Genomic DNA, 26,577 nt, shown 5'->3' with positions numbered 1-26,577 from the left:
GCCTTGTAGCGCAGTGGCACGAGATCGTCTTTCCAGTGGCCGGCTTCGATAGTTGTTGCGGAAAGTGACGGAATTTATTATTATGAATTTATATTAATTATTAATTTTTAGGTGAGCTATGAGTTTCTCCATGCTAGGCGTATCGCAGGCCTCTTCGAATTCTGACCTCAAGGGGTTGAGCGGGCAAGCTCCTCGGGGCTTCTCGCTTGAGGGATCGGCAAAGGGCGCACCGGCCAATACACAGCTTGTCGCGAGCAATTCCAACCGCGCGCCCGCTCCGGATCTGGACGATGTAAGGCTCAGATCGCCGGATGGATACGGGATTCCGGTGATTCCTTTCGCGGCGGAGCAGGTGGTCCACTACCAGAGCGCGTCCGCAATGATTGCCGAGGATATTGAAACAAGGCTCGCGGAAAACCCTGATATGCGAATTGTCGTCATGGGTGAGGGACACTCGTCCACGGCGCAATCCGTCTTTGATTTTCTCGCCTATTACTTGCTCACGGGTGATTCTGGTCGCGAATTCGTTCTCGCATTCGAGGCCTTCACCACACCTCACGTGAATGATCTCATCGATCAGCTCTATGATGGCGTGATCGAGCCTGACGAATTTCTGGCGCGCGCTTCCGTCGATCTGCAGCTACGCTATCTGAGCGCTCTGGCGCATCACGAGGATGCGACAGGCGAGACTGTCGCGGAGCCGGCTACAATCGATACGTGGCGGAATACGCTGGAACGGGACGTCATTCGCCATTTCAATGACGGCAACCGCGTCGCCCTGCTGGATGTCAACCGCTACGACTTCGAGGATGATACCGGGCGCACGGCGAACCGCACGGCGGGGATGGAGCAAAGTCTCCTGGGACTGGCTGCGGAGCACCCGGACAGTGTCATTCTGGCCCAGATCGGGAAACTGCATGTCCTTCCGGAATTCGTCGGCACCCCTGATATCGTCGAAAACGGGCCGGTGAATTTCGGCGTGCCGGTTGGCCGAATTCCGGCGGAGCGCGCTCTTATGCCGGCCCTGAGCGAAGAGCTGGGACCCGAGAACGTGTCCTTTTTCATTGGTTCCGAGTACCGTGAATGGGCTGAGCGACACGGTGTTCCCGATCCGTATCACGGCAAGCCCACCTTGCCGAATATGGACCCGCGTCCGGACCGTGAATACGATGTCGAAGCAACGCGACAGCGGATGATCGAAAGTCGAAACTGTCCGCCAGAGGAAGACTCTTGCTGGCGTTTCGGTGATTCTCCCAACGCAACGTATTACATCTTCCATCACCCCTTCTTTAATGACCCCTCAGGTCGTGACATCCACGACATTCCGGATTTTGACGGCGTCGAATAATGCCAACGCTGCTGCCCGGGAGTACACCTTCGGGACTGACCCTGATCGGGCGCGGCATGGCAATTTCCGGCATGATCGTCTCCGCAGGAGAGGCGTTCATGCCACGCATCGGTTTGTTGTCTTCGCATGGTGCGCCAACGGGGCTCCAACCGCCAACTTACCCCTTCAGGTAATCATCCGTTGTGCGCACCTTGCGCATTGATTCATCGTGCGGATCGAAGCCTTCGTTGACGACGGCCTCGACCCGGCAATCCTCGCACATCTGCAGGACGCGGCGGCGTTGCTCGCCGGAGGGGCCGGAGAACATCCAGTGGCCGCTCAGCTTGGCCTGCACCCGCTCGATGCTCGCCTTCGTGCCAAACAGCTTGCCGCAGCTGATACAGGCGAAGGGCTCTTCCTGCTTGAGCAGCTTCTTCGGCTCTTCCCAGGCTTCGAAATCGAGCTGCGGCACGAGGCTGATCGCGTCTTCCGGACAGGTCGTCTCGCACAGGCCGCATTGCACGCAGGCGCTCTCGGTGAAGCGCAGCATCGGATAATCGGGATTGTCGGAGAGCGCGCCCGTCGGGCAGACACCGACACAGGCGAGGCAGAGCGTGCAGGCATTCGTATCGAGCTGTACTTCGCCGAAGGGCGCGCCCTCGGGCAGCGCGATCACGGTGGCGGGCTGCGGCGCATGGCGGTTCATCTGCGTCATCGCCAGGGTCAGGAGCCCGCGCTTGTCCTCAGGCGCGAAGAACGAGGCGCGGCTCTCCGGCATCGCGACGGGTTCATCGGCGAGCGCGGCTTCCAGCGCATCGGGATCGTCGGTCTGGATCAGGGCGAGCGTTTCAGGGCCATGGCCGGTTCCGTTGGTGATCGTCCCCATCAGGGTGAGCGTGCGCTCCAGCCCGTCAATGGCGTGACGGGGGCGTTCGCGGGTGAGGATGCGCAATCCGCCGGCGCCCCATGCGAGCGAAGCGGCGATGATCTCGGGGCCGATCTGCGTCGCCTCATTGACGGTGAGCGGGATGACATGCGCGGGCAGGCCGTTGCCGAACCGGGCGCTGGCATCGATCAGCGGCGTGCCGTGATCATCATCGTGCAGGAGCAGCACCGGCGCGCGATTCCCGCCCGCATCATACCATGCACGCAAGGCCGCGCGGATGCGCCGGGCGAGGCTCTCCACCGTCGGAAGCGCGTAAGCTGCCGCGCCGGTGGGACAGATTGCGGCACACTGGCCGCAGCCGGCGCAGATATTGGGATCGATCGCCACGCTGTCGCCGGCGGGCTCGATGGCGCCGGCGGGGCAGAGATCGAGACAGCGGGTGCAGCCCGTCTGCTGGTTGCGCGAATGGGCGCACAGATCCGGGGCGAAATTGATGAAGCGCGGCTTGTCGAAGGTTCCCACCATCTGCTGGGCCTTCACGACGAGCTTCGCCACCGCCACCGGATCGGAGGGATCAGCGCGGAAATAGCCCGGACGCAATTCGCCGGCGGGAAAGAGCGGCTTGCCGCCCGTCAGATCAATGACGAGATCGCAACGCGACACCGCACCGTTGCGCGTCTCCCCGAAGACGAGCTTGCCCCGAGAGGATGGCGACGGGCTGGCATAGGCATCGACGGTGAGCGCGAACGCGCCCAGATGCCCGCTCGCCCGGGCGATACGCCCCTGCAGGACCGGAAAGGCGTTGCGGCGCGGCGGCGTGATCTCGGCGCCGGGGGTGACGAGAACCGTGATGTCGAGATTGTCGAGGAGATCGCGCGCGGCCTCCAGCGCCACTTCGTCACGGCCCAGGATCAGCGCCACGCCACGGCTCTCCATCGAGACGACCTCGAAGGGCTCGGCTTCCTCCGCCGCCTGCGCGATCAGCGCCGCCATCTTGGGCCCGGCAGCCTGCGCATCGCTGGACCAGCCCGCCGTCTCGCGGATATTGACGAAGCTGATATCCGGCTCGGGCGCGTCGGCGTCTCCGGCTTCTTCTTCTGCGGCGGCCTGCGCGAAATCTGCAGCGACTTCCTCGAAGAGGGGCTGTTCCTGGGTGCAGGTCACCGTCATCGGGCGCCCCGTGGCAAGCGCCTCGCGGAAACGGTCGAGTTGCATGCGACAGAGCTGATGCGTGGTCTCGGGCAGTTCCCCGCAGCCGGAGGCGGCGATGGCATCGCGATCGACGGGCATGGTGCCCTCGCAACTGCAGGTGAGAACGAGGCGGTCGCGCTGCTTCATCGGTCACTTCCTCCGGGGTCGCGGATTCGCGCTGTTTTTGCTCTTTGCGATGCGCGGTCTGATCACTACTCTATAATTCATCCAAACAAGGAAAAAAGGGAGAGGCCCGGTGCCGCCTTCCGAAAATCATCGTGACCGGGGAGAGAGTGCATGAGCGAGGGGCGGACCGGCAACGGTCAGGCGGAACCGCAGCAGGCATCACGCAGCCTGCCGAGGCGCGACGTGACAGCGCCGGAAGCCGATGATGCACTGCGTCGTCTGGTGCTGCCGCCGCCTTATGATCAGCATTATCATGCCGATGGCGACGTGCTCGACGAGGCCGTCCGACGCGCGCCGGAGGAGGGCGCGGGCACGCTCGTCTGGCGCAAGAGCGGCGGATTGCTCGCCTTCGCGGTGGTTCTGGAGCCGGAAAAGGCGCTGCGCGAGGCACGACTCGCCTTCTTCGCGGGCATGTCGGCGCTGGGTGATGCGCTGGCCGCCCATTGTGCGCCGGACAAGCCCCTGCGCTTTGCTTTCCCCGATACGGTGCTCTTCGATACCGCACGTCTGGGCGGCGCGCGTTTCGTCACGCCGGAAGGCTGTGGCGAGGACGATGTGCCGGACTGGATGGTCTTCGCGGTGGAACTGATCGGAGATCGCGACCATCTGCCGCATCCGGGTATGTTCCCCGATTCCATCTCGCTGGCAGAGGAAGAATTCGAGGAGAGCGAATTGATCGTCGAGAGCTTCGCCTCCTATCTGATGCTGTATTTCGACCGCTGGACGCATCAGGGTTTCGAGGCGGTGGTCAGGCCCTATCTGGAGCGTCTGGAGCCGACGCTGGAGACCGGCGCCCGTGCCATTGCCGATGGCGATCTGATCGAGCGCCTGCCCGATGGCGAGACGCGCCGCCTCGGGCTGGTCGAAGGGCTCGCCGCCTGTGTCTGGCGTGACGCAAAGGGGCCGAAACTGTGATTCTGCTGCCACGCACCATCCGCCTCGACGCCTCCGACGCCGTCGTCTTCGCCCGCGCCGCCGAGCCGGGGGAATGGGCGGTGCCGGGGACCTTCCTCTTCGCCGGCCGCGATCCGGCACAATTCTCGCGCAAGGAGCAGATCGCCTTCCGCTCCGGCTTTCTCGGCGTGGACAGCTTCGGCTTCTCGACGCTGATCATCGCACAGCAGGCCAGCGCGGAGGAGCGCGCGCAGATGGTCACCGCGCTCGCACGGCAACTCGTGGCGCATCTCGGCGCGCCGAGCGAGGCGATCGCCCGCCCCGCCGCCGAGGAAGAGGTGGCGCTCGCGCAGGATCTGTGCCGGGGGCATGCGGAGAACACGCTGGTCGCGCTGCATCGCAGCCTCAATGAGGATGGCGCGATCCATGAGCAGTTCCGCACCCTGAAATCCCGCGACGAGACGGCCTTCGGCGCGGGTTATCTGCGCGGCCATGATCGTGCCTTCTATATCGTCGAGAGCGACGAGGGCGAGGAGGCGGGCGATCCGGCGCATCATGTGGATCTGTTGAATTTGCGGGGGCAGGGGCGATGAGGGAATTCTGGGTCGCGAGCGGCCACCAGCTTACCCGCCTCGATGCGCAGGGCCGGATGATCGTCACCGATGAATTGCTGCTCGCATGGCTCGCCCGCCCGGAAGTGCTGCCGCCAGAGGAGGCCTGCGAGGCCGAGCGGGCGCTGCATGCGCGGCTGATGCGCGCGCCGCGCGATCGCGTCAGCGAGGCGGATATCACCGCCATGGCCGATCCGGATGCGCATGAGAACTGGCGATTCCTGATCGCCCTGCGCGATCGTCTGCTGGAGGCCGGCACCATCGAGGAGGGTTATCTCGCGATCATCCGCGAGGGGCTGCGGCTGCCGGTGGTGTTCTACGATCAGCTCGTGCAGCTGATCCTGCGCAACGCGCTCGAGGGTTGCGAGGATGTCTGGACGTTGCGGGCGGCCGAGATGCTGTTTCGTGCCCAGCGCGGGCATGTCTCGGACGGGGCGCTGATCCTCGCCGATGACGAACTCGTGGCGGAGATGGAGGCCGAAAAGCAGCTCTCGCCCCTCAATGCGATGTTTGCCGGCGGCGCCGATGATCTTGATGTTCTGGTTGAAGAAAATGCCTGGACCTATTGGAGCCGCTCGGATGCGCATACGATGGCGCTGCCCTTCGGCGCCTCGTCTCAGGCCCGTGAGGGGCTGGCCCGGGCGCTTTGTGCCTTCGTCACGCATTTGATGGGCACGCGCGTGCGCATCACGCCCCTGACCAGCGTCGAGGATGTTGATCTGCGCTGGTATGTCGGGCTCGACCAGATCGGCGTGAAGATCGGCGATGCCTTGTGGCGCGGTGAGGAGCCCGCCGGGGCGCTGATCGGCCTGTTCCGGCTTGAATTCGATGATGCGCAGGTCGTGATCGAGGATGTGCGCGGCGCACCCGTCTGGCTGATACTCGGGATGGGCGATGACAAGACCATACGGATGAAGCCGCAGAATCTCATCATGGGACTGCCGCTCGTCGCGCTGGCGACGACGCATTAGGGATGACCAGATGGCCAGGGAAGTGCTCAAATTCGGTGTCGTGGCGCAATCGCGCCCGCCGGTGACCAAATGGGCCGGGCGCCAGGTTCGGCCCTATGCGGTGCTGCCGTCGGTCCCCGATGCCGCGCCGCATACGCTGCTCAGCGACGAGAACGGGATCGAGACCTGGTATCTCGGCACGCATGACCTGATCCTGCATACCGGTGATACCAGCCATTATCAGGACAATCTGATGAGCCGCCGCCCGGGCGTCTGGGTGGTGATTCCGGAAGTCGAGGATGCGCGCAAGGCGGATATCCGGCTGGTCACCGTCGACCCCTATGAAGGCGAAGGGCTCGCCCTCGATACCGGCGTCGTGGTCGAGGTCGTCGGCATGCCGGATGTGCTGCGCATGAAACTGGAAGATTTCATCGCGCGCCACCATGTCGACATCCCGTTCAAGAAGCGCAAGCGCAAGCCCGTGGATGTCGAGAAGGATCCGCGCGCGCCGCGAATCCTGCAGCCGCAAGACAAATGGGTGCGCAAATGAGTGGCGGTTTCCTCGGCCGCTGGTCGCAACGCAAGCTTTCCGAAAAGGAGAAGCAGGAGGCGCAACGCAAGGCCGCCGACTCGGCTGATCCCGCCGAGGCAGCGCCGGAAACAAGCGAGTGCGGCAATCAGCCGCAGGATGATGCGCAGGATATTTCTGCCGCGCCGCAGCAAGCGGAGATGCTCAGCGAGCAGGAACTTGCCGCACTCCCGTCGCTCGACTCGATCACGACGCAGACGGATCTGCGCCAGTTCCTGCGCAAGGGCGTGCCGGGGGCGTTGAAAAACGCGGCCCTGCGCAAGATGTGGCTGCTCGATCCGGCCATCCGCAACCATGTCGATTATGCCGTCGACTATGCCTGGGACTGGAATGTGCCCGGCGGCGTGCCGGGTCATGGTGGGCAGATCGCGGGCGAAAGCGTGGCGAAAATGCTCGAAAAACTGCTCCCGAAGCCGGTTTCGGATGAAACGGCCACGCTCGCGGAAGCGCCGGATCAGGCTCCGGCACCGACGGGCGGGGTGGCTGAAGCGCAGCCACGCGATCCGGAGGGGCAACCAGAAGATGATCCAGCCGATCGTGTGGCGGAGTCGACCGGCTCGCAATTTCAGGACGCTGAAGGCAATCATGGGTTTTGTCATGAGGGTGCTTCAGGATACCCGGATGGTCCGCAATCTTCGCCCGCGACCCGCGCCGACAGCGACTCCGTGTCACGCTCCGCAGATTCGGGGCGCATCCGGCATCGGCGTCACGGCGGCGCCCTCCCGTCATGAATTCGCAATCATTTTCAAAGCTTTGAGCCGTCTTACCCTGCGATACTGATCTGCGATTTTGCTGCACCGCAAACCACATATGTGTATTCACTTTAGAAAAACTCCATGGTAGCGTTTCGACATGGAGGAGTCGGATCAGGTTCGTGATCAGGTCCGGCACACAAGCAAAAGATGAACGAGAACGTGACCAACCCGATGCCGCGCTGCGGCAATGCCTGCTCTCGCAGCGTGCCCATGGAGGCTCGCTCATGAGCGAAGAGCAGCTGCGCGCCCAGCATTACGGATTTCTGGCCCGCCTTTTGAGCGAGGCGCCGAACGGTGAATTGCTTGGGCAGATCGCGACCATGGCCGGCGACGAGACCGCCTTCGGCCAGGCCTACGGGGCACTGGCGCGCAAGGCAGCTCAGGTTTCGCCCGAGGCTGTTGCGAACGAGCATTTCGAGCTTTTCGTCGGGGTCGGGCGCGGTGAGCTCCTGCCCTACGCCTCTTTCTATCTCACGGGCTTCCTCAACGAGCGCCCGCTTGCCGAGCTGCGCGCGGATCTGCGGGTCATGGGTGTCGAGCGCGCGCCGGGGCGCTACGAGCCCGAGGATCACATCGCCTTCATTCTCGAGGTGATGGCGCAGCTGGCGCGCGGCGAGATCGCCGGCAACCAGGCGCGCTTCTTCGACAAGCATATCGGTCCCTGGGCGGCACAGTTCTTCGATGATCTGGCGATTGCCCCCAGCGCCGACTTCTATCGCCCCGTCGCGGAGATCGGGCGGCAGTTCATGGATATCGAGGCTCGCGCCTTCGCTCTGGCGAGCGCGTCCGGGTCGCGAGGGTAATGGCAGTTGGAAATCAGCGGTGCGGCTTGGCCCATCGCGTTCGGGAGGATGGTCATGAGTGTGAATGATCAGGATACGCGCAAGAAGACCGGCATCGGTCGTCGCGGCTTCTTCGGAGCCGTGGCCGGCGCCGGCGCCGCCGCAGCGATGAGCGTCGGGGGTGCGGTCCCCGTGGCAGCACAGCAATCGACGGATGAACGCAAGCGCGCACGCTACCAGGAAACGGAGCACGTGCAGGCCTTCTACCGCACCAATCGCTACTACACGGGAGAGTGACCGATGCTCGTCAAACGCAAGCAAGGTGAGGCCGCGCGCGGGCGTCTCGCTTCAATGGCGGCCGGGATCGCCACCAAGACGATCGACCGTCGCAGTTTCCTGCGCAATTCCGGTCTCGCAGTCGGCGGCCTCGCCGCTCTCGGCACGATCAAGGCCGGCATGACCCGGCAGGCTGAAGCCGGCCCGACGGATCACAGCCGTCCCATCGAGCTGCGCAAGAACATCTGCACGCATTGCTCGGTCGGCTGTACGGTCATCGGCGAAGTGCAGGACGGCGTCTGGGTCGGTCAGGAGCCTGCCTGGGACAGCCCGATCAACCGTGGCACCCATTGCGCCAAGGGCGCGTCTGTGCGCGAGCTGGTCCATGGTGATCGCCGCCTGAAATATCCGATGAAGAAGGTTGGCGGCCAGTGGCAGCGCATCAGCTGGGATCAGGCGATCGACGAAATCGGCGACAAGATGCTCGAGATCCGCGAGCGCAGCGGCGCTGACGCGGCCTACCTTCTCGGCTCGGCCAAATTCTCCAACGAAGGCGCCTACCTGTTCCGCAAGTTTGCCGCCTTCTGGGGCACCAACAACGTCGATCACCAGGCCCGCATCTGCCACTCCACCACGGTGGCGGGTGTCGCGAATACCTGGGGCTACGGCGCCATGACGAACAGCTACAACGACATCCGCAATTCCAAGACCATCATCTTCATGGGGTCGAATGCTGCGGAAGCCCACCCGGTGTCGATGCAGCACATTCTCACCGGCAAGGAAGAGCAGCGCGCCAACGTGATCGTGTTCGATCCGCGCTTCACCCGCACCGCCGCCCACGCCACCGATTTCGTGCGTATTCGTCCCGGCACCGACATCCCGGTGATCTGGGGCATCATGTGGCATATCTTCGAGAACGGCTGGGAGGACCAGGAATTCATCGCCCAGCGCGTCTGGGGCATGGATCAGATCCGCGAGGAAGTCGCCAAGTGGACGCCTGACGAGGTCGAGCGCGTCACCGGCGTTCCGGAAGCGCAGCTGCGCCGCGTGGCGGAGAAGTTCGCCAAGGAACGTCCCTCCACCTTCATCTGGTGCATGGGCGGCACGCAGCACACGGTCGGTACCGCCAACGTGCGCGCCTATTGCAACCTGCTTCTGGCCACCGGCAATGTCGGCGCCATGGGCACGGGCGCGAACATCTTCCGTGGCCACTGCAACGTGCAGGGCGCGACCGATTTCGGCCTCGATATCGGTAACCTGCCCTGCTATTACGGCCTCGCGGAAGGGGCCTGGCGCCATTGGTCGCGTGTCTGGGACGTGCCGTACGAGTATTTCGTGGACCGTTTCGATGCCGTGCCGGCCAAGGGCGGTCGCGATCCGCGCTCGCCCGAGCAGAACATGAACGTGCCGGGCATCCCTTCCACCCGCTGGTTCGACGCCACCACGATTGATGCGGAAGAGGTCGATCAGCGAGACAACATCAAGGCGATGATCGTCTTCGGTCATGGTGGCAACACGGTGCCGCGCATGGCGGATGCCCGCGAGGGCATGAACGCGCTCGACCTGCTGGTCGTCGCCGATCCGCATCCCACCACCTTCGCGGCTCTCCACGAGCGCACGGACAACACCTACCTGCTGCCCGTATGCACCCAGTTCGAGTGCTCCGGCAGCCGCACGGCCTCGAACCGTTCGGTGCAGTGGGGCGAGAAGATCGTCGATCCGATCTTCGAATCCGACAACGACTACGCGGTGATGTATCGTCTCGCGGAAAAACTCGGCTTCGCCGAGGAGATGTTCAAGCCATACGAGATGGTGCAGGGCAAGTTCTCGCAAGAGCCGACGCCGGAATCCATCCTGCGCGAGATCAATCGCGGCGGCTGGTCGGTCGGCTATACGGGTCAGAGTCCCGAGCGGCTCAAGGCGCATATGGCCAACCAGGACAAGTTCGACCTGGTCACCCTGCGCGCGCCCGCCGATGCTGACGAAGTGGGCGGTGATTTCTACGGCTTGCCCTGGCCCTGCTGGGGGACTGCGGAGTTCCGCCATCCGGGCACGCATATCCTCTACAATCCGAATGTCCCGGTGAAGGATGGCGGCGGCGCCTTCCGCCCGCGCTTTGGCCTCGAACGCGACGGCGAGACGCTTCTGGCCGAGGGCAGCTTCCCGCCCGAATCCGAGATCGAGGACGGCTATCCGCAATTCACCATGGGCGTGCTCAAGCGTCTTGGCTGGGATGAGGATCTGACCGTGCAGGAGCGTGCGGTGATTTCCCGGATCGGTGAATTCGACGAGGAGAAGATCGACGCGGTCAGCTGGTCGCTTGATCTCTCGGGCGGTATCCAGCGCGTCGCCATCGAGCATGGCTGCGTACCCTACGGCAACGGCAAGGCCCGCGCCGTGGCCTGGAACCTGCCGGATCCGATCCCGGTGCACCGCGAGCCGATCTACTCGCCGCGCCCGGATCTCGTGGCGGACTTCCCGACCCGCGAGGATGGCCGTCAGTTCCGTATGCCGAATATCGGCCATACCATCCAGCAATCGGTCGTCGATCGCGGACTGCACGAGAGCTTCCCGATCGTGCTCACCTCCGGACGTCTCGTGGAATATGAAGGCGGCGGCGAGGAAACGCGCTCGAACCCCTGGCTTGCCGAATTGCAGCAGGACATGTTCGTCGAGATCAACACCCGCGACGCCGAGTCGCGCGGGATCGCCGATGGCGGCTGGGTCTGGGTCAACGGGCCGGAAGGCAATCGCGCGCGGGTCAAGGCCCTCGTCACCGAGCGCGTCGCGTCGGGTACGGCCTTCATGCCGTTCCACTTCGCCGGCTGGTTCCAGGGCGAAGACCAGCGCGGGAACTACCCGGAAGGCACCGATCCCATCGTTCTCGGTGAATCGGTGAACGTCGTCACGACTTATGGCTATGACCCCGTGACGGGCATGCATGAGGGCAAGGTCACGCTTTGCCAGATCGAAGCTGCCTGAGGGAGGATGATACAATGGCGAGAATGAAATTCCTCTGCGACGCCGATCGCTGCATCGAGTGTCAGGCCTGCGTGACCGCGTGCAAGAACGAGCATGAGGTTCCCTGGGGCATCAACCGTCGGCGCGTCGTCACCATCAATGACGGCCTGCCGGGCGAGCGTTCGGTCTCCATGGCCTGCATGCATTGCGACGACGCGCCCTGCGCCGCCGTCTGTCCTGTCGATTGCTTCTACACCACGGAAGATGCCGTGGTGCTGCACTCGAAGGATACCTGCATCGGTTGCGGCTACTGCTTCTACGCCTGCCCGTTCGGCGCGCCCCAATATCCGCGCGTCGGCAATTTCGGCACCCGCGGCAAGATGGACAAGTGCACCTATTGCTCCGGCGGGCCGGAAGCGGACATGAGCCAGGCGGAATACGTCAAGTACGGCTCCAACCGCCTGGCCGAGGGCAAGCTGCCGCTCTGTGCGGAAATGTGCTCGACCAAGGCGCTTCTGGCCGGTGACGGCGACATCATCGCCGACATCTACCGCGAGCGCGTGGTCACCCGTGGCTACGGCTCGGGCGCCTGGGGCTGGCGTTCGGCCTACGGCGAAACGATCTCCGTCTGATCGGGGATAACCGATCGGATCGAAAGGGGAGGAAATCTCGTGGTACAGACATTGCTCAAACGCGCCGCCACGCTGTTCGCCGTCGTCGCGCTCATCACCTTCGCTGCGCCGGAGCTCTCGGCGCAGCAGGTCAATCCGACGGAAAGCGCCGTGCAGGAGGAGCAGCTCATGCGCGCGCTCCAGTCCGGCGAGGCCGTCTCCGGGCGCATCACCATTCCCGATGCGCGCGCGGGCGATCTGATCAAGCCCGACAACAAGGGCTGGGCCGATACACATGGCGGCACGGTGAAGACCGTGAATGTCGCTGCCATTATCGGGATGCTGGTGCTGCTGATCGGCTTCTACATGTATCGCGGCAGGATCCGCATCGATTCAGGGCCGTCCGGGCGTACGATCCAGCGCTTCAACGCGGTGGAACGCTTCGCGCACTGGCTCCTGGCCGCAACCTTCATCATTCTGGCCCTGACGGGCCTGAACCTGCTGATCGGTCGAGCGATCATCCTGCCGATCGTGGGCGAGAGCGCCTTCGGGACCCTCTCGGGATGGGGCAAGATCGCGCATAACTACCTCGCCTGGCCGTTCATGGCGGCTCTGGTCGTCGTTTTCATCGCCTGGGTGTTGCAGAACATCCCGGACAAAACGGACATCGAATGGATCAAGAAGGGTGGCGGTCTGTTCACGAAGGGCATTCATCCCCCGGCAAAGAAGTTCAATGCCGGCCAGAAGGTCATCTTCTGGTCCGTGATCATTGGCGGTGCGGCGCTTTCCTTTACCGGCGTGATGCTGCTCTTCCCCGAGATCGCCGGCACCTCGGCGCAGTGGCAGTTCTATCAGGTCATTCATGCCATCGTGGCGGGTATCATGACGGCGATCATCATTGCCCATATCTATATCGGCTCGGTCGGCATGGAGGGCGCGTTCGACGCCATGGGCTCCGGTCAGGTCGATGTGAACTGGGCCAAGGAGCACCATTCGCTCTGGGTCGACGAAAAGCTCGCGCGCGAAGGCAGGGCGGCTCCGTCATCCGGCGGCGGCGCACCGCAGCCTGCAGAGTGAGACCGGTTCGGCGCTGCACATCCGTGTCGGCGCCGGGCGACTGTCTGAGACGACGGTCCGGGCTGTGTCCGGGCCGTTTTTTGTCACAACAGGTGTGAGACTTTTCTTCCATGGCGCAGGATGAGGCATTGACGGCAGAGGCGCGTGCGGCCCTTGCCGCGATCGCGCTGCCCGATGGCGGCAGGCTCGGCGACACCACCCGCCTCGCGGCGGTGAGCGCCAGCGCGGGGCGCGTCACGGCCATGATTGCAATCGCGCCGGACGAGGCCGAGACCTTCGCAGCCGTGCGCGATGCTGCCCAGGCGGCGCTGGAGGCGCTGCCAAGGATCGAGAAAGCGCTGGTGGCGCTCACTGCAGAGAGTTCGGCACCTTCGTCTGAACCGCAACAGAAGCCAACCGGCGCCCTCGGAACGACGCCCGGCGCGGCGCCGGCATCGGGCACATCGCGCAAACCGGTCGCCATGGCCGGGATCACGCATATCGTGGCCGTCGCCTCGGGCAAGGGCGGCGTCGGCAAATCCACGACGAGCGTCAATCTGGCGCTCGGCCTGCGCGCGCTCGGCCTGAAGGTGGGCATCCTTGATGCCGATATCTACGGCCCGTCGCTGCCGACCCTGCTCGGCCTGCGCGGCCAGCCGCGCGTGGGCACTGATCGCAAACTCCTGCCGATGCAGAGTTACGGGCTCAAGGCCATGTCGATCGGGCTGCTGGTCGACGAGGAGACCGCCATGGTCTGGCGCGGGCCGATGGTGATGTCGGCGCTGACGCAAATGATGGCGGAGGTCGCATGGGGCAGGCTCGACATCCTGATCATCGACATGCCGCCCGGCACAGGGGATGCCCAACTCGCCATCGCGCAGGGCACGGATCTGTCGGGTGCGGTGATCGTCTCGACGCCGCAGGATCTTTCGCTGATCGATGCCCGTCGTGGCATCACCATGTTTCGCAAGGTGGATGTACCGATTCTGGGTGTTGTTGAGAACATGTCGCACTTCATCTGCACGGATTGCGGTGCGCATCACGCGATTTTCGGTGAAGGCGGGGCAGAGCAGGAAGCCGGGCGTCTCGGCGTGCCCTTCCTCGGTGGTGTGCCGCTCACCATGGAATTGCGCCGCGCCTCCGATCTCGGCCAGCCGGTCACGGCGATGGCGCCTGACGGAGTGCTCGGCCGCATCTATACCGGCCTCGCGGAGCGCTTGCTTGCGGGGCTGCAATAGGCGATTATGCCAAGGTTGGGACCGGTGCTCCGGCTTCCAGAAAGAACACAGGGAGACCAAGGGGATGAAAGCGTTCGTAGCCGCAGCCATCTTTGCGATTCTGGCCGCCGTTGGCGCGGCGTTCCTGCTTGATGGCAGTTTCCAGACGACGGCCTATCAGGCCTACGCGACGGAGGGCGTGCGTCTGGGCGATCCGGGCTCCAATCTCGTCGATTTCTGACCCGGATGCCGGATCTGTCCGCGCATCGCGTTTCAGATCCCGAATCCCGCATAAGGCATGAAGCGCACCGGGTCTCCCGGTGCGATCTTCTGTGCGCCGTCGCCGATCTCCACCAGTCCCGTCGCCCATGACAATCCGCTGATCCGCCCGGATCCCTCCGAGGCGAACACTTCCGCGTGCCCCTTTGCATCAAGCCGTGCCCGCAGATATTCGCGCCGTCCGGGTTTCTTGTTCTTCGAGAAGGCGGCGGGCACGGTGAAGGCCAGAGGTTCGCTCCAACCCGCGCCTGAGAGCGCGGCCAGCGCAGGGCGGGCAAAGATCAGCGCGCAGACGAAGGCCGCGACCGGGTTGCCGGGCAAGCCGAAGACCGGCGCTCCGTTCCACAGGGCCAGCGCCAGTGGCCGCCCCGGCTTGATGGCGATGCGCCATTCCTGCAAGGCCCCGGTCTCGCGCAGAAGCGCGGAGACGTGATCCTCGTCACCGGCGGAGGCGCCGCCCGAGGTGAAGATCACATCCGCCTCGCGTGATGCCGCGTCGAGCCGCGCGCGCAGCGCCTCCCGGTCGTCACCCACATGGCCCAGATCGACCGGCTGGTAATGCCAGGCCTGCGCGAGAGCAAGCAGCATGGGCCGGTTGGCATCGTAGATCTTGCCCGGCGCGAGCGCTTCGTCGCCGAAATAGCCCACGATCTCCTCGCCGGTGGAGAGGATACCCACGCGCAGGCGGCGATGCACCGCCACCTCGCCGATGCCGAGCGCACTGAGCAGTGCGAGATCGGCGGGGGTCAGCGAACGCCCTGCGGGCAGGGCTGGCGCGCCGGCGGGGACATCCTCCCCCGCCTTGCGGGTATTGGCACGCGGCTTGATCGGGCCGTTGAAGGCGATGCGCGCGCCGTCCGTGGCGCAATCCTCTTCCAGAACCACCGTATCGACGCCCTCCGGCAGGATCGCGCCGGTGAGGATGCGGATGGCCTGACCATGCGGGACCTTGCCGCTATAGGGCACGCCGGCTGCGGCGCGGCCAGTGATGAGCGGCAATTCCTGAAGCCCATCCCCGGTTGCAGCATGGGCGAAGCCGTAGCCATCGACTGCGGCATTGGGTGCGGGCGGGTTGGAACGGCGTGCGATCGTATCGTGCGCCAGAACGCGGCCGAGCGCAGCGGCGGTGGGCAGGGTCTCGATCCCGGTAATCGGGCGCAGTGCGGCCCGCAGCAGCGCGAGCGCATCGTCCACGGGTGTCCAGTCAACGCCCGGCGGCAGGGCGAAGCAATCATTCTGCAGGCGTGGCGGTTCAAGCGCGCTCATGCCGGTCGCGATCCCCAAGGCTGTTTCCTGCAGCAGAATCTCGCACCCCACGCCAAGAATCCAGCCCTCTTCACACAAAATTGCCTCGGATATGCCGATCGCGCGCATCGCGGCGGGGATGGCATCGCGCGCATGCGCGCGCAGCGTCGCGGCGAGGAGCCTGACCTGCACCGCATCCTTGATCGCATCAGGATCCCGGGTGAGCACCTGGTTGACTGCCCCGTCGAGCAGCGAGGGATAGATCTCGGCCAGCGTGATCGGCGCATCACGGTTTTCAAAGGGCCAGACCGTGAGCGCAGCGCCGAAGCGTTTCCTCAGCGCGTGCAGGCGCGCTATGCCGAGCAGGGCCTGCGAACCGACGGAGCCGGTGGTGAAGAGTTTCCAGCAGGGCTGCGCGCGGGGGAGGCGTTCCTCCACGAGGCGCCGCTCGGGCAGGCCATGGCCGTGACGCAGCGTGCCGCGTTCGGGCAGATCCGGGAGATCCTGCCCGGCGGGGCGGCCCCAGAACGGGCCGATCCCGGGAAAGCGGCGGTTGAGATCAGCAGCGATCGCGAAGCGGTTATTGGCGTTATCGTCACGGTCTTCGATCTGCCGCGCAAGCCGTTCCCAAAGCGCGAGCGCCTCCGCACGCCCGGTCAGGGCCTGCGCGAAGCCGCGCGGATAGCCCAGCGGAAAATCGAAGCCGATCAGCAACCGCTCGCCCGCAGCGAGAGCTTCCTCGCACAGCGTCTCGAGCACCGCCATCGCCTCCGTCCGGCTGCGGCAATAAAGCGGTTTGCGATCACCCTCGGCATCGCTGATCCCGATCCAGATCGCATCGGCGCGCGGGCGGGCGGGCATGCGCGTGGAAGCGGCGGACCAGTCCACGATGACGACACGGTCGAACCCGTTCATGCCAGGCCGCATTCCGCGAGCACGAAATCAGAGATCGCCGCCGTGTCGTCGAGATCGAAGACGGGAAGGGCGATATCGTCGAGCGGCGTATCGGAGGCGATGGCGCGGATCGTCGGCAATTCGTGCGCCAGCAGCCCGCGCGCGCCCCCGCCCGCGTGGCGATAGGCCTCGATCTTGGGGTGGCTCTCACGCTTGTAGCCCTCGACGATGACGAGATCGACGGGGGCGAGCTTCGTCACGATCTCCGCGAGGGCGGGCTCGGACACGCCACGCAGTTCATGCATCAGGGCCCAGCGATTGGCGGAAGCGAGCACCACCTCCCGCGCGCCGGCCTCGCGGTGGCGATACGTATCGCGGCCCTTTTCGTCGATATCGACGTTGTGATGCGCATGCTTGATGGTCGAGACGCTGTAGCCGCGCCCGGTGATGTCGGCGACGAGGCGCTCGACCAGCCCGGTCTTGCCGGCATTCTTCCAGCCGGTGACACCGTAGAGGCGCTGGCCTGCAATGCCCGTTTTCGGATCGATCATTCGACGCCGCTTTCCTTACGCGCGCCCTTGCGCCGATGCTTGCGCTCCTCTTCCGGCGCGCTGGCGGGATCCGCGTCGCGGATCAGCCGCTCCTCGCCGGAGAGGCAGACGAAGCGTTGCCCGCGCATGCGCCCGATCAGAGTCAGCCCGACCTGTCGGGCAATCTCGACGCCCCAGGCGGTGAAGCCGGAACGCGAGGCGAGCGCGGGAATGCCCATCATCGCCGTCTTGATCACCATCTCGGAGGTCAGCCGGCCCGTCGTGTAGAGAAGCTTGTCCCCGGCACTCTCGCCATGCATCAGCATCCAGCCGGCGATCTTGTCGACAGCGTTGTGTCGACCGACATCTTCCATATAGACGAGCGGCGCGTCGCCCCGGCAGAGCACCGTGCCGTGGATCGCGCCTGCTTCCAGATAGAGGCTCGGCATGGTGTTGATCTGTCTGGCGAGCGCGTAGAGCCAACTGGTGCGCAGCGGCGTTTCAGGCAGGGTGAGCCCGTCCAGCCCCTCCATCATGTCGCCGAAGACGGTGCCGACGGCGCAGCCGGAGGTGCGGGTCTTCTTTTGCAGCTTTTCCTCGAAATCGGTCTCGGTCTCCGTGCGCACCACCACCACTTCGAGGTCGTCGTCGTAGTCCACCCCGGTGACCACATCGTCGATCTTGAGCATGCCCTGGTTGCGCAGGAAGCCCAGCGCCAGATATTCCGGGTAATCGCCGATCGTCATCGCCGTGACGATCTCGCGGCTGTTGAGAAAGATGGTGAGCGGGCGCTCCTCGACCACGCGGATGGTGACTTCCGCACCGGTATGATCGCGCCCGGTGACGGGACGCGTGAGGCGGGGATCGGACGGGTCGGGGAAGATCTTTTTCATGATCCTGCAACGTCTTGCGACGCGATATTCGCGCGCACCGACACTGCATCAGCCCGCAGGCCTTGTCCAGATATCACAGATGCGCTTCACACCGCGCCCATCAGCGCGCCACCGATCGCGGCGACGATAACGACGCCCCAGGGCGGCAGCTTCCAGACCATGAGCAGCAGGAAACAGGTGAGCGCGAGCGCGAAGGAGCCCGGCCCGATCACGGCACTGGTGAAGACCGGCGTGTAGAGCGCAGCACCCAGGATCCCCACCACGGCGGCATTGGCGCCGCGCATCAGCGCCTGCGCGGCAGGGCGCGCGCGGAAGGCGTTCCAGAACGGAATCACCCCGACCAGCAGCAGGAACCCGGGCAGGAAAATCGCTGCGAGCGCGATCATCGCCCCAAAAACGCCGTTCGCTCCGATGCCTGGTATCGGCTCGATGGCGGCGCCGAGATAGGCGGCGAAGGTGAAGAGCGGGCCGGGCAGGGCCTGTGCCGCACCGTATCCGGCGAGGAATGTGTCCGCGTCGATCCAGCCGGTGCGGACGGTCTCCGCTTCGAGCAGCGGCAGTACGACATGGCCGCCGCCGAAGACGAGCGCGCCGGCGCGATAAAACGAATCGAACAGCGCGATCCCCTGCGGCGCGCCTGCGGCGTTCACGAGCGGAAGGCCGATCAGCAGGGTTGCGAAGGCGGCGAGGCAGACAACGCCTGTGGCGCGCGACACGGCGAAGGGGAGGGCGCTGCCGGTCTCGCCGCGCGGCTCGCGGCTCAGGACGAGACCGAGCAAGGCGCCGACAGCGATGGCCAGCACCTGCATATACGCGCCCGCCGGGATGAGGGCGATCAGCACCGCGCCGAGCGCGATCCCAGCGCGGGTGCGATCCGGACAGAGCTGGCGCGCCATGCCCCAGACCGCATGCGCGATGATGGCCACTGCGACGATCTTCAGCCCGTCGATGATGCCGGCGCCGACCGGTCCGGCGAATATGAAGGCGCCATGGGCGAAGGCGATCATGATTAGCGCCGAGGGCAGGGTGAAGGCGAGAAACGCCGCCGCTGCGCCCGCTGGACCCGCCCGCATCAACCCCAGCGCGAAGCCGACCTGGCTTGATGCCGGGCCGGGGAGGAACTGGCTCAGTGCGACGAGATCGGCATAGCCCTTTTCATCCAGCCATTTGCGGCGTGTGACGAATTCGTCACGGAAATAGCCCAGATGCGCGATCGGCCCGCCAAAGGCGGTCAGCCCCAGCTTGCCAAAGGCAGCGAAGACTTCGCCGACGCTCCCCGATCCGCTCCCGCTGGCACCGGTCACCTGCGCCGCCTTGTCGTCATTCATCGTATATATCCTGGGCCGCGTCGGGGTCCGAGTGGTGGTTTACGACCCGACCATGACAGGAGTGCAACTTCAGCGATTGATTTTCCATACCGAATTCCGCTATTTCCCATGAGCGGTCACAACCGCGATTCCTCGCCTGAGGCGCAGGGCCCGTAGCTCAATGGTTAGAGCCGGCCGCTCATAACGGTCTGGTTGCTGGTTCGAGTCCAGCCGGGCCCACCAATCCCAGGCAAGGCGTCGGATCGTCAATCGGCAAGCGGGAAGAACAACTGCTCACCATCGATGGTATAACCCGCGATCGCCTCCTGCCCCGCCTGCGAGACCACCCAGTCGATGAAGGCCTGCCCCTGCTGCGCCTTGACGTGCGGATGGCGTTCGGGATCGACGAGAATGATGCCGTAGGGGTTGAACAGCACCGGATCACCCTCGAAGACGATCTCCAGCGATCCGCGATTGGCGAAGGAGAGCCAGGTGGCGCGATCGGTCAGGGCGTAGGCGGGCACCTGGGCGGCGGTGTTCAGGGTCGCGCCCATGCCGGAGCCGGTGGAGAGATACCATTGACCCTCCGGTGCGACACCGGCGGCCTTCCACAGGTTCATCTCCGCCACATGCGTGCCGCTGTCGTCACCACGCGAGGCGAAGGGCGCCTCGGCCTCAGCGATCGCAGCCATGGCCGAAGCCGCATCATCGGCACCCTCCAGCCCGGCGGGATCCGCGCCCGGACCGACGATGACGAAGTCGTTATACATCACGTCGAGGCGCTCCACGCCGAAACCGTCGGCAACGAAGGCCTCCTCGAGCTCACGGGCATGGACGAAGACGACATCCGCGTCGCCCCGGCGCCCGGTCTCAAGCGCCTGCCCGGTGCCTTGCGCGACGACACGGACCTCGATCCCGGTCTCTTCCTGGAAAAGCGGCAGGATATGATCGAACAGGCCGGAATTCTCGGTCGAGGTGGTCGAGGCCACGGTGATGAAGTCCTGGGCCTGTGCGGGGGTGGCGAGCGGCAGCGCCACCAGCATGGCAATGCCGGATGCAAGGCCCGTCACGGAGCCCAGAAGCAGAGTGCGTCGGTTGGTCGTCATTGTTTCCTCCAGATTGCTCTTACCAGATCAGGTCGCCCGCCAGGAAGGCGTGCGCTTCCGGGGCTTTGGGCCCCTCGAAGAAAATGTCGGCCGGGCCGTGCTCGATCAGGCGGCCCCGATGCAGGAAGGCGATGTCCTGAGCAAGGCGCCGGGCCTGGCCGAGATTGTGGGTGCTCATCACGATGGTGATGCCCTCCGCCGAGAAGCTTTCGATCATCGCCTCGATGATGCGGGTGGCCGAGGGGTCGAGCGCCGATGTCGGCTCGTCGAGAAACAGGATCTGCGGGCGCATGGCCCAGGCACGGGCGAGGGCGAGGCGCTGTTGCTCGCCTCCGGAAAGCAGGCGTGCGGGGCGGCCCGCGAGGGCGGCGAGCCCGAAGCGCTCCAGTGTCTGCGTGACGATCTCCCGGCAGGCGGCGCGGCCCATGCCACGCAGACGCAAGGGATAGGCGAGATTGGCCGCGACCGAGCGCCGGAGCAGGACGGGGCGCTGGAACACCATCGCCTGTACCTGCGGACGCGTCTCGCCATTCGCCCAGATCCGCCGTCCGGATGTCGGTTCGATCAGGCCATGGCAGAGCCGCAGCAACAGGCTCTTGCCGGCGCCGTTTGCGCCCATCACGATCAGGCGCCGCCCGGCGGGAATGGCGAGCGAAATTTCCTCCAGCAGTGCCGCCCCGGCCACGGCATAGCCGGCCTGTTCAAGCTGCAATGGCAGGATCGGGGGATGCAGATCGCCTTCGCGCTTCATCCGAGCCTCCCCTTCGCCCATTGGCCGGCGCCCCAGGCGAGCGCGTTCAGGCTCAGCGTCAGCGTGAGCAGGATGATGCCGAGCGCCACGGCGAGGCCGAGCTCGCCGCGCGCGGTCTCCAGCGTGATGGCTGTCGTCATGGTGCGGGTATGGCCTGCAATATTGCCGCCCACGATCAGGACCGCCCCGACTTCCGCGCTCGCCCGCCCAAAGCCAGCGAGCACGCCGGTGAGGAGGCTGACGCGGCCATCCCAGAGCAGTGTCGGCACCGCCCGCAGGCGGCTGGCACCCAGCGAGCGCAGCTGCTCGCGATACTCTCCCCACAGATCCTCGACGACCGAGCGGGTCAGCGAGATCAGGATCGGCAGGATCAGGATGGTCTGGGCGATGACCATCGCGGTGGGGGTGAACAGAAGCGCGAGCGATCCGAGTGGCCCCGAGCGCGAGAGCAGAAGATAGACGACGAGGCCCGCGACCACAGGGGGAAGCCCCATCAGCGCATTGAACAGGATGATCGCCAGCGATCGCCCGGGAAACCGCGCCAGTGCCAGCCCGGCGCCGAGCGGCAATCCGATCAGACAGGCAATCAGCACGGCGGTGACCGTCACGCGCAGAGACAGCCCGATGATCTGCATCAGGGCCGGATCGCCGGAGGTGATCAGCGCAAAGGCTGTCGTGAAGGGGCCGCTCAATCAGAAGAATCCTGCATTGGATCTTGAAATCAGAGCAAAAAACAGAATAGATGGCAACAATGTAATTGATGCAGGATATTGCGCGATTATGCAGTCGATATCAATTGACGAGAAGCCCGGATCGAGCCCCGTGATTCCGTCATCGCTGATGACGACGACGGAGGTGGCCGATTATCTGCGTGTCAAGGAGCGCACGATCTACGAGATGGTCTCGCGCCAGACCATCCCGTTCACGCGCGCCACCGGCAAGCTCCTCTTCCCCAAACGGCTCGTCGATGCCTGGCTCGAAGCGCAGACCGAGCTGCCGTAAACCGGAATCGCCCCGCCTCCACCGATCTATGCGGGTTCGAACGATCCGCTGCTCGAATGGGCCCTGCGGCAATCCGGATCGGGGCTCGCGGTGCGCGTCGCTGGCTCGACGCAGGGGCTGGAGGAACTCGCGAGCGGGCGCGCTCTTCTGGCGGGCTGCCACCTCATCGATCCTGCTTCGGGCACCTGGAACATCCCGGCCGTCAGAAGCCACCTGACCGGCGCGTCGCATGTGGTCATCCATTGGGCGAAGCGGGTACAGGGGCTGATCACGGCGCCGGGGAACCCGCTCAAGATCACGGGGCTCGAGGATGCCGTCCGGCGCGGATGCCGCTTTGCTCTGCGTGGGCCGGGGGCGGGATCGCAATTATTGCTGGAGATGCTGCTGGCACGGTGCGGGCTGAGCCGCGACGCGCTGGTCGTCGCGCCAAACCCTGTCGAGACCCATGCCGATCTCGCTGCGATGATCGCCACCGGCGACGCGGATTGCGGGCTCGGCCTGCAGGCTGCCGCAGGCGCGCTCGCCTTCCTGCCGTTGCTGCACGACGAATGTTTTGATCTGGTCATGGCGCGGCGCGACTATTTCGAGCCGCCGGTCCAGGCGCTCATGGCGTTCGCCGCAACACGGGAATTCACCCGCCGGGCCGACTATCTGGGTGGATATGACATCGCGCAATGCGGGGCAGTGCGCTGGAACGGGTAATCTGACGGATATGGGCGTCGGGTTTCCGGTACAGGAGCTTGGCCAATCCGCGCGGACCATGTTTGTGGGGAGGCCGCTTGCATCCCGCCGTTTCATGGGAGGGGCGGGTCGAAGCGGATACGCAGTGAGCCAAGCTTGACGGTTTCGCCGTCGACGACGGCTCTGACACGGATGCGACCGTCTTCCGGTATCTCCAGCGGTGACAGGATTGTATGTTGGACGAGTACAAATTGCGATTCGTCGCCTGTGCCGTCGGGTTCAACCCGGTCAAGAGCCTTTTTGTGTGCGCCTTCGGGAATATCCAGCGTGGCCTCGAACAGGGTTTTGTCGCCTGGCACGAAATCAACCCTGACATCGATCTTTCGCGGCGCCATTTCGGCGGGAAAGACAAGCTTCGCTTGAAGCCCGAGCTTGGCAAGCGTCGCAGGGGCCTGGTCATGGACGGTCATCTCACCGATGTAACAGCCGACAAGCGTTATCTTCCCGCCGAGCTCCTGTCTGATATCGTCGCAGAATGTCACGAAACCTTTGATGATCATTCGGTATGGCCTTGCAGAAATGTTGTAGGCCCGCTGGAAACCGTCGTTGTTTCTTCGGCTCCGATCGCGCCGAGATCGCCGAACGACACAACATGTGTGGCAGCAGAAGCGTAGTTCCGGCGATCATCCCTTTCTGCCTTCTCCAGCTTGAAAGCGATATCGCCATAGCCCATCGCCCAGGCGAGTTCGGCAACAGATCGCAGCGTCAGATTCGTTTCGCCGGACAGTTGCCGGCTGATCATCGACGCATTGACGCCGAGGCGCTCTGCAATCTCGTTTTGCGTCAGACCGCGCTCGTTCTTTTCGGTGAGGAAGGCATCGACGAGTTCACGCCGTACACGGCTGATGAAGCGGGCCGCGCATGCGCTCTGCTCATCGATTTCGAATTGAAATGACTGCATTTTCCTCAGTCTCCCATACACAACACGTGTCATCGGCACCGCATTCTAGGCGCCGCCGGGTTATCTCGTCACGGTATCCGGCATAGAGGCCGTGTTCCTTTATCCTGTCGGCCCAGTCCCCGAATATGCCAGCAAATTGATCTTTCGCGATAAACCAGCCAAAAATGCGCAAATCCGGTGTCTTGAGTTCCCACACGGCATCATCTGTCGGTCGCATGATGTGAAATTGGTTGTCGGTTCTCAGAGTTTCGCCAGTTATGAAGACCCGAAACAGTTCATATAACTGCTCCTTCGGTGTCAGATCGGCTTCCCACCTGGTCGGTGGGTCATTCACCTGAATGTCAGCCAAAAAAACCTGAAGCGCGCGAGAGGCATAAATGGTACGCCATGTTTCCTCCTTGTCTCCCAACCGGATGCTGATCGACCGGAGATCAAACTCCGATATCACTGTCTCTGAAATTGCCATATATGTCAATTTCTCCGTTGGTCAACGGAGTATAGTATGAATGAAAAGTTGTTTCTGAGCAATGATACGCTTTCAGGGTGGTGCTGGTGCCTCCACGGCGCGCCCCTCACCCCATCTCCACCAGCGTCGCCTGTATTGCCTCGACATCGCTGAGCGCGGGCAGGCTCGTTTCGTTGCCGAGATGCTGGATCGCATAGGCCGATGCGGCGCGGGCGAAGCGGAAATGGTCGGCCCAGGTGGCTTCGGGGTGGGCCAGCGCCGAGTAGATATAGGCCCCGTGGAAGATGTCGCCGGCGCCGTTCGTGTCGACGACCTTTTCCGAAGGCACGGCCAGTGCCGGCATGTGCTGCCGGGTGCCGGTTTCGTCATACCAGAGCATGCCGCGCTCGCCCATGGTGACGCCGCCGATATGCACGCCGCGCGTCTTCAGATAGGCCAGCATCTGTGCCGGAGTCAGGTCCATCTGCTCGCATAAGCGCTCGGCGACCACGGCGACATCGATATAGGCGAGCAGCTCGTGCGTGTTCTCGCGCAGCCCGCCCCCGTCGAGCGAGGTGAGGATGCCGGCCTGGCGGCAGGTATGGGCGTAGTGAAGCGCCGCATCGGTCTGGTGCCCGTCCACATGCAGCGCCCGGCACTTCTCCAGATTGAGCGGCGGGAACGGGTGCAGATAATCGTCATCGCGGCAGCGCACGATGGCGCGCTTGTCGCCGCGCGGCATGATGAAGGAGAGGGAGGATTCGCGCACTTTGCGATGGTGCACGCTGATACGGTATTGCGCGGCCATGTCGATGAACATGCGCCCGAGCCAGTCATCGGCCACGGAAGCGAGCAGATCCGGTGCGATGCCGAGCTTCGCGCAGGCGAAAGCCGCCGTGACGGCGTTGCCGCCGAACGAAACCGCGTATTCGCGCGCGACTTTCTTCTCGTCGCCGCTGGGCAATTCGTCGGCGACGAAGGTGACGTCGATATAGGCTTGGCCGATGAACAGCGCTTCCACGATCGCAAACTCCTTCGCTCAACCGCTGCCCGATTCCGGATGAAACCGGACAGCCTCCATAAACGAACGAGTTTACAGGCCGATTGCAACCCCGCCGCCGCGCAAAAATGCCTTCGGCGTGATCAGCCTGCAGCTGCCTCCTCAGGCGGCGCCACGACTTTCTGATACAGACGCCAGCTGGCATGGCCGAGCGCAGGCAGGATGATCAGCAGGCCGAGGAAAAAGGGGATCGAGGCGAGAATCAGCCCCAGCACGATAAATAGACCCCAGCCGATCATGGGCTTGGGATTCATGACCACGCTCTTCACGCTCGCGATCATCGCCGTGATGAAATCGACATCCCGGTCGAGCAGGAGCGGGAAGGAGATCACCGTCAGCGAGAACAGGCCGAGTGCCAGCAACGCACCGACGACATTGCCGACGAGCAGAAAGAGCAGTCCTTCTGGCGTGGTGAAGACCACGTTGAGGAAGTCGCCGAGGGTGGCAAAGGACTGGAATCCGAGGAACAGCGCAAGCAGCAGTCGCACCTGGTAGAGCCAGATGATCAGCACGAACAGCGTGACGAAGGCCATCCAGCCGAGCTCGCGCTTGCTCTGCGAGAAGATCACCCCGAGAATCGGCCCCCAGGCCAGCTTTTCGCCATGATCACGCCTGCGGCTCACCTCGTAGAGACCCACGGCGACGAACGGGCCGATCAGCGCAAAACCCGCCGCGAGCGGGTAGGCGAGATAGACCGCGTCGAGGGCGATCACGAGGGCCAGCATCAGGATGCCGCCGGCGGCATAGACGGCACCGAAGAACAGCCCGTAGGCCGGAGCGGCGCGGAAATCGTTGAGGCCTTCATAGAAGGCGGCCTGAACGTCTTCCATGGTGATTTCGCGAATCACCGGCTGCGGCGCGGGCTTGTATTCCGGCACCATCGCCGCTGCCTGCCCCTGCACCTGATCCTGGCCGGTCGTTTCCTGAGCCATCTGCGCTTCTCCCCTGCACGCGCCCCGCCATTTCTGTTGCGCCGAATCCGGCACGCCGAGGGCGGATGCCATGCGAACCGTATTATTGTTACGATAAACCCGCAACCACACCATACGGCGCCCTACTTACGCGGCGCGCCGCATTGGTTTTCATCCCTGCCGCGACCGTCGGGGGAGGGCCGGTCGCGGTGCGGCCCGG

General features: G+C 64.4%; 27 protein-coding genes and 1 tRNA gene. 16 read left to right on the top strand and 12 right to left on the bottom strand.

The genetic code is table 11. The annotated features are described in order from the left end of the window. Window positions 1-130 precede the first annotated feature (130 nt). Entirely contained in the window at window positions 131-1,348 is a 1,218-nt protein-coding gene (locus GA0071312_RS14480) for a hypothetical protein (protein WP_131817826.1), read from the top strand. 157 nt (window positions 1,349-1,505) lie between these two features. Here GA0071312_RS14480 and GA0071312_RS14475 read toward each other — a convergent pair whose 3' ends face one another. Continuing rightward, complete coding sequence (locus GA0071312_RS14475) at window positions 1,506-3,551, bottom strand: 4Fe-4S binding protein (RefSeq protein ID WP_238947232.1); 2,046 nt, start codon at window positions 3,549-3,551, stop codon at window positions 1,506-1,508. A 150-nt stretch (window positions 3,552-3,701) separates the two neighbouring features. Here GA0071312_RS14475 and GA0071312_RS14470 point away from each other — a divergent pair, with 150 nt between their 5' ends. The 12 genes from GA0071312_RS14470 (at window position 3,702) to GA0071312_RS20115 (ending at window position 14,533) form a co-directional block, all read left to right on the top strand. Next, window positions 3,702-4,505, top strand: a complete 804-nt coding sequence (locus GA0071312_RS14470) for a biotin/lipoate--protein ligase family protein (RefSeq protein WP_083204591.1) — start codon at window positions 3,702-3,704, stop codon at window positions 4,503-4,505. Next, complete coding sequence (locus tag GA0071312_RS14465) at window positions 4,502-5,077, top strand: DUF6505 family protein (protein WP_074445535.1); 576 nt, start codon at window positions 4,502-4,504, stop codon at window positions 5,075-5,077. The genes GA0071312_RS14470 and GA0071312_RS14465 overlap by 4 nt, the downstream gene beginning before the upstream one ends. Continuing rightward, complete coding sequence (locus tag GA0071312_RS14460) at window positions 5,074-6,066, top strand: DUF6352 family protein (RefSeq protein ID WP_074445534.1); 993 nt, start codon at window positions 5,074-5,076, stop codon at window positions 6,064-6,066. The genes GA0071312_RS14465 and GA0071312_RS14460 overlap by 4 nt, the downstream gene beginning before the upstream one ends. A gap of 10 nt (window positions 6,067-6,076) precedes the next feature. After that, entirely contained in the window at window positions 6,077-6,595 is a 519-nt protein-coding gene (locus GA0071312_RS14455) for a DUF3305 domain-containing protein (protein WP_074445533.1), read from the top strand. Continuing rightward, window positions 6,592-7,365 (top strand): DUF3306 domain-containing protein, encoded by a 774-nt coding sequence (locus tag GA0071312_RS14450; RefSeq protein WP_165604043.1) that lies wholly within the window; start codon window positions 6,592-6,594, stop codon window positions 7,363-7,365. Before GA0071312_RS14455 ends, GA0071312_RS14450 begins: the two co-directional genes overlap by 4 nt. Window positions 7,366-7,613: 248 nt before the next feature. Continuing rightward, window positions 7,614-8,192: a TorD/DmsD family molecular chaperone gene (locus GA0071312_RS14445; RefSeq protein ID WP_074445531.1), complete on the top strand. Its 579-nt coding sequence runs from the start codon at window positions 7,614-7,616 to the stop codon at window positions 8,190-8,192. A 54-nt stretch (window positions 8,193-8,246) separates the two neighbouring features. Further along, entirely contained in the window at window positions 8,247-8,468 is a 222-nt protein-coding gene (locus GA0071312_RS14440) for a hypothetical protein (RefSeq protein WP_074446211.1), read from the top strand. Window positions 8,469-8,471: 3 nt separating this feature from the next. After that, window positions 8,472-11,429: a formate dehydrogenase subunit alpha gene (locus tag GA0071312_RS14435; RefSeq protein WP_074445530.1), complete on the top strand. Its 2,958-nt coding sequence runs from the start codon at window positions 8,472-8,474 to the stop codon at window positions 11,427-11,429. A 14-nt stretch (window positions 11,430-11,443) separates the two neighbouring features. Next, window positions 11,444-12,040 carry a formate dehydrogenase FDH3 subunit beta gene (gene fdh3B, locus GA0071312_RS14430; protein ID WP_074445529.1) on the top strand — a complete coding sequence of 199 codons (597 nt, stop codon included), beginning with the start codon at window positions 11,444-11,446 and terminating at the stop codon, window positions 12,038-12,040. 39 nt (window positions 12,041-12,079) lie between these two features. Beyond that, entirely contained in the window at window positions 12,080-13,096 is a 1,017-nt protein-coding gene (locus GA0071312_RS14425) for a formate dehydrogenase subunit gamma (protein ID WP_074445528.1), read from the top strand. 110 nt (window positions 13,097-13,206) lie between these two features. After that, window positions 13,207-14,313: an Mrp/NBP35 family ATP-binding protein gene (locus GA0071312_RS14420; RefSeq protein WP_074445527.1), complete on the top strand. Its 1,107-nt coding sequence runs from the start codon at window positions 13,207-13,209 to the stop codon at window positions 14,311-14,313. A 64-nt stretch (window positions 14,314-14,377) separates the two neighbouring features. Further along, the gene (locus tag GA0071312_RS20115) at window positions 14,378-14,533 is read left to right on the top strand and encodes a hypothetical protein (RefSeq protein WP_165604042.1); all 156 of its coding nucleotides are present in this window, start codon (window positions 14,378-14,380) and stop codon (window positions 14,531-14,533) included. A gap of 32 nt (window positions 14,534-14,565) precedes the next feature. Here the strand turns inward: GA0071312_RS20115 and GA0071312_RS14415 are convergent, their stop codons facing one another. The 4 genes from GA0071312_RS14415 to chrA all read right to left on the bottom strand — a co-directional run bounded on the left by GA0071312_RS14415 (window position 14,566) and on the right by chrA (window position 19,461). Next, window positions 14,566-16,731 carry a molybdopterin-binding protein gene (locus GA0071312_RS14415; protein WP_074445526.1) on the bottom strand — a complete coding sequence of 722 codons (2,166 nt, stop codon included), beginning with the start codon at window positions 16,729-16,731 and terminating at the stop codon, window positions 14,566-14,568. Continuing rightward, on the bottom strand, window positions 16,728-17,261 hold the full coding sequence (gene mobB, locus GA0071312_RS14410; protein ID WP_074445525.1) for a molybdopterin-guanine dinucleotide biosynthesis protein B: 534 nt from the start codon (window positions 17,259-17,261) through the stop codon (window positions 16,728-16,730). The genes GA0071312_RS14415 and mobB overlap by 4 nt, the downstream gene beginning before the upstream one ends. Next, window positions 17,258-18,133, bottom strand: coding sequence for a formate dehydrogenase accessory sulfurtransferase FdhD (locus GA0071312_RS14405; RefSeq protein ID WP_074445524.1), 876 nt, complete (start codon window positions 18,131-18,133; stop codon window positions 17,258-17,260). The genes mobB and GA0071312_RS14405 overlap by 4 nt, the downstream gene beginning before the upstream one ends. A gap of 86 nt (window positions 18,134-18,219) precedes the next feature. Then, window positions 18,220-19,461, bottom strand: a complete 1,242-nt coding sequence (gene chrA / locus GA0071312_RS14400; RefSeq protein ID WP_074445523.1) for a chromate efflux transporter — start codon at window positions 19,459-19,461, stop codon at window positions 18,220-18,222. A 146-nt stretch (window positions 19,462-19,607) separates the two neighbouring features. Between chrA and GA0071312_RS14395 the strand changes: the two genes are divergently transcribed. Beyond that, window positions 19,608-19,683, top strand: a tRNA-Ile gene (locus GA0071312_RS14395). Between the two features lie 23 nt (window positions 19,684-19,706). On the opposite strand, the gene GA0071312_RS14390 is transcribed toward GA0071312_RS14395, so the two are convergent. From GA0071312_RS14390 to GA0071312_RS14380, 3 genes are all read right to left on the bottom strand, one after another. After that, the gene (locus GA0071312_RS14390) at window positions 19,707-20,483 is read right to left on the bottom strand and encodes an ABC transporter substrate-binding protein (protein ID WP_238947311.1); all 777 of its coding nucleotides are present in this window, start codon (window positions 20,481-20,483) and stop codon (window positions 19,707-19,709) included. An 82-nt stretch (window positions 20,484-20,565) separates the two neighbouring features. Then, window positions 20,566-21,297 (bottom strand): ABC transporter ATP-binding protein, encoded by a 732-nt coding sequence (locus tag GA0071312_RS14385; protein ID WP_074445521.1) that lies wholly within the window; start codon window positions 21,295-21,297, stop codon window positions 20,566-20,568. Then, window positions 21,294-21,932 carry an ABC transporter permease gene (locus GA0071312_RS14380; protein ID WP_083204590.1) on the bottom strand — a complete coding sequence of 213 codons (639 nt, stop codon included), beginning with the start codon at window positions 21,930-21,932 and terminating at the stop codon, window positions 21,294-21,296. The genes GA0071312_RS14385 and GA0071312_RS14380 overlap by 4 nt, the downstream gene beginning before the upstream one ends. 145 nt (window positions 21,933-22,077) lie before the next feature. Between GA0071312_RS14380 and GA0071312_RS20110 the strand changes: the two genes are divergently transcribed. Further along, window positions 22,078-22,299 carry a helix-turn-helix domain-containing protein gene (locus GA0071312_RS20110; RefSeq protein WP_165604041.1) on the top strand — a complete coding sequence of 74 codons (222 nt, stop codon included), beginning with the start codon at window positions 22,078-22,080 and terminating at the stop codon, window positions 22,297-22,299. 6 nt (window positions 22,300-22,305) lie between these two features. Further along, window positions 22,306-23,001: a substrate-binding domain-containing protein gene (locus tag GA0071312_RS14375; protein WP_083204588.1), complete on the top strand. Its 696-nt coding sequence runs from the start codon at window positions 22,306-22,308 to the stop codon at window positions 22,999-23,001. Window positions 23,002-23,093: 92 nt separating this feature from the next. Here GA0071312_RS14375 and GA0071312_RS14370 read toward each other — a convergent pair whose 3' ends face one another. The 4 genes from GA0071312_RS14370 to GA0071312_RS14350 form a co-directional block, all read right to left on the bottom strand. Beyond that, complete coding sequence (locus GA0071312_RS14370; RefSeq protein ID WP_074445519.1) at window positions 23,094-23,540, bottom strand: DUF6941 family protein; 447 nt, start codon at window positions 23,538-23,540, stop codon at window positions 23,094-23,096. Next, window positions 23,537-23,974 (bottom strand): helix-turn-helix domain-containing protein, encoded by a 438-nt coding sequence (locus GA0071312_RS14365; RefSeq protein ID WP_083204587.1) that lies wholly within the window; start codon window positions 23,972-23,974, stop codon window positions 23,537-23,539. The genes GA0071312_RS14370 and GA0071312_RS14365 overlap by 4 nt, the downstream gene beginning before the upstream one ends. Before the next feature lie 539 nt (window positions 23,975-24,513). Continuing rightward, window positions 24,514-25,407 (bottom strand): sugar kinase, encoded by an 894-nt coding sequence (locus tag GA0071312_RS14355; protein ID WP_074445516.1) that lies wholly within the window; start codon window positions 25,405-25,407, stop codon window positions 24,514-24,516. Between the two features lie 122 nt (window positions 25,408-25,529). Next, window positions 25,530-26,327 carry a DUF2189 domain-containing protein gene (locus GA0071312_RS14350; RefSeq protein ID WP_074446210.1) on the bottom strand — a complete coding sequence of 266 codons (798 nt, stop codon included), beginning with the start codon at window positions 26,325-26,327 and terminating at the stop codon, window positions 25,530-25,532. Window positions 26,328-26,577: the final 250 nt, after the last annotated feature.

This window comes from Saliniramus fredricksonii (assembly GCF_900094735.1).
GTDB classification, from domain to species: Bacteria; Pseudomonadota; Alphaproteobacteria; order Rhizobiales; family Beijerinckiaceae; genus Saliniramus; species Saliniramus fredricksonii.
The sequence above is the reverse complement of the archived record's forward strand: the minus strand, read 5'-3'. Positions and strand labels throughout refer to the sequence as shown.

Coding starts and splice junctions, on each gene's coding strand:
- GA0071312_RS14480 (WP_131817826.1), top strand. CDS start 131: ATGCTAGGCGTATCGCAGGCCTCTTCGAATTCTGACCTCAAGGGGTTG.
- GA0071312_RS14475 (WP_238947232.1), bottom strand. CDS start 3,551: ATGAAGCAGCGCGACCGCCTCGTTCTCACCTGCAGTTGCGAGGGCACC.
- GA0071312_RS14470 (WP_083204591.1), top strand. CDS start 3,702: ATGAGCGAGGGGCGGACCGGCAACGGTCAGGCGGAACCGCAGCAGGCA.
- GA0071312_RS14460 (WP_074445534.1), top strand. CDS start 5,074: ATGAGGGAATTCTGGGTCGCGAGCGGCCACCAGCTTACCCGCCTCGAT.
- GA0071312_RS14455 (WP_074445533.1), top strand. CDS start 6,077: ATGGCCAGGGAAGTGCTCAAATTCGGTGTCGTGGCGCAATCGCGCCCG.
- GA0071312_RS14450 (WP_165604043.1), top strand. CDS start 6,592: ATGAGTGGCGGTTTCCTCGGCCGCTGGTCGCAACGCAAGCTTTCCGAA.
- GA0071312_RS14445 (WP_074445531.1), top strand. CDS start 7,614: ATGAGCGAAGAGCAGCTGCGCGCCCAGCATTACGGATTTCTGGCCCGC.
- GA0071312_RS14440 (WP_074446211.1), top strand. CDS start 8,247: ATGAGTGTGAATGATCAGGATACGCGCAAGAAGACCGGCATCGGTCGT.
- GA0071312_RS14435 (WP_074445530.1), top strand. CDS start 8,472: ATGCTCGTCAAACGCAAGCAAGGTGAGGCCGCGCGCGGGCGTCTCGCT.
- fdh3B (WP_074445529.1), top strand. CDS start 11,444: ATGGCGAGAATGAAATTCCTCTGCGACGCCGATCGCTGCATCGAGTGT.
- GA0071312_RS14420 (WP_074445527.1), top strand. CDS start 13,207: ATGGCGCAGGATGAGGCATTGACGGCAGAGGCGCGTGCGGCCCTTGCC.
- GA0071312_RS20115 (WP_165604042.1), top strand. CDS start 14,378: ATGAAAGCGTTCGTAGCCGCAGCCATCTTTGCGATTCTGGCCGCCGTT.
- GA0071312_RS14415 (WP_074445526.1), bottom strand. CDS start 16,731: ATGAACGGGTTCGACCGTGTCGTCATCGTGGACTGGTCCGCCGCTTCC.
- mobB (WP_074445525.1), bottom strand. CDS start 17,261: ATGATCGATCCGAAAACGGGCATTGCAGGCCAGCGCCTCTACGGTGTC.
- GA0071312_RS14405 (WP_074445524.1), bottom strand. CDS start 18,133: ATGAAAAAGATCTTCCCCGACCCGTCCGATCCCCGCCTCACGCGTCCC.
- chrA (WP_074445523.1), bottom strand. CDS start 19,461: ATGAATGACGACAAGGCGGCGCAGGTGACCGGTGCCAGCGGGAGCGGA.
- GA0071312_RS14390 (WP_238947311.1), bottom strand. CDS start 20,483: ATGCTGGTGGCGCTGCCGCTCGCCACCCCCGCACAGGCCCAGGACTTC.
- GA0071312_RS14385 (WP_074445521.1), bottom strand. CDS start 21,297: ATGAAGCGCGAAGGCGATCTGCATCCCCCGATCCTGCCATTGCAGCTT.
- GA0071312_RS14380 (WP_083204590.1), bottom strand. CDS start 21,932: ATGCAGATCATCGGGCTGTCTCTGCGCGTGACGGTCACCGCCGTGCTG.
- GA0071312_RS20110 (WP_165604041.1), top strand. CDS start 22,078: ATGCAGTCGATATCAATTGACGAGAAGCCCGGATCGAGCCCCGTGATT.
- GA0071312_RS14370 (WP_074445519.1), bottom strand. CDS start 23,540: ATGATCATCAAAGGTTTCGTGACATTCTGCGACGATATCAGACAGGAG.
- GA0071312_RS14365 (WP_083204587.1), bottom strand. CDS start 23,974: ATGACACGTGTTGTGTATGGGAGACTGAGGAAAATGCAGTCATTTCAA.
- GA0071312_RS14350 (WP_074446210.1), bottom strand. CDS start 26,327: ATGGTGCCGGAATACAAGCCCGCGCCGCAGCCGGTGATTCGCGAAATC.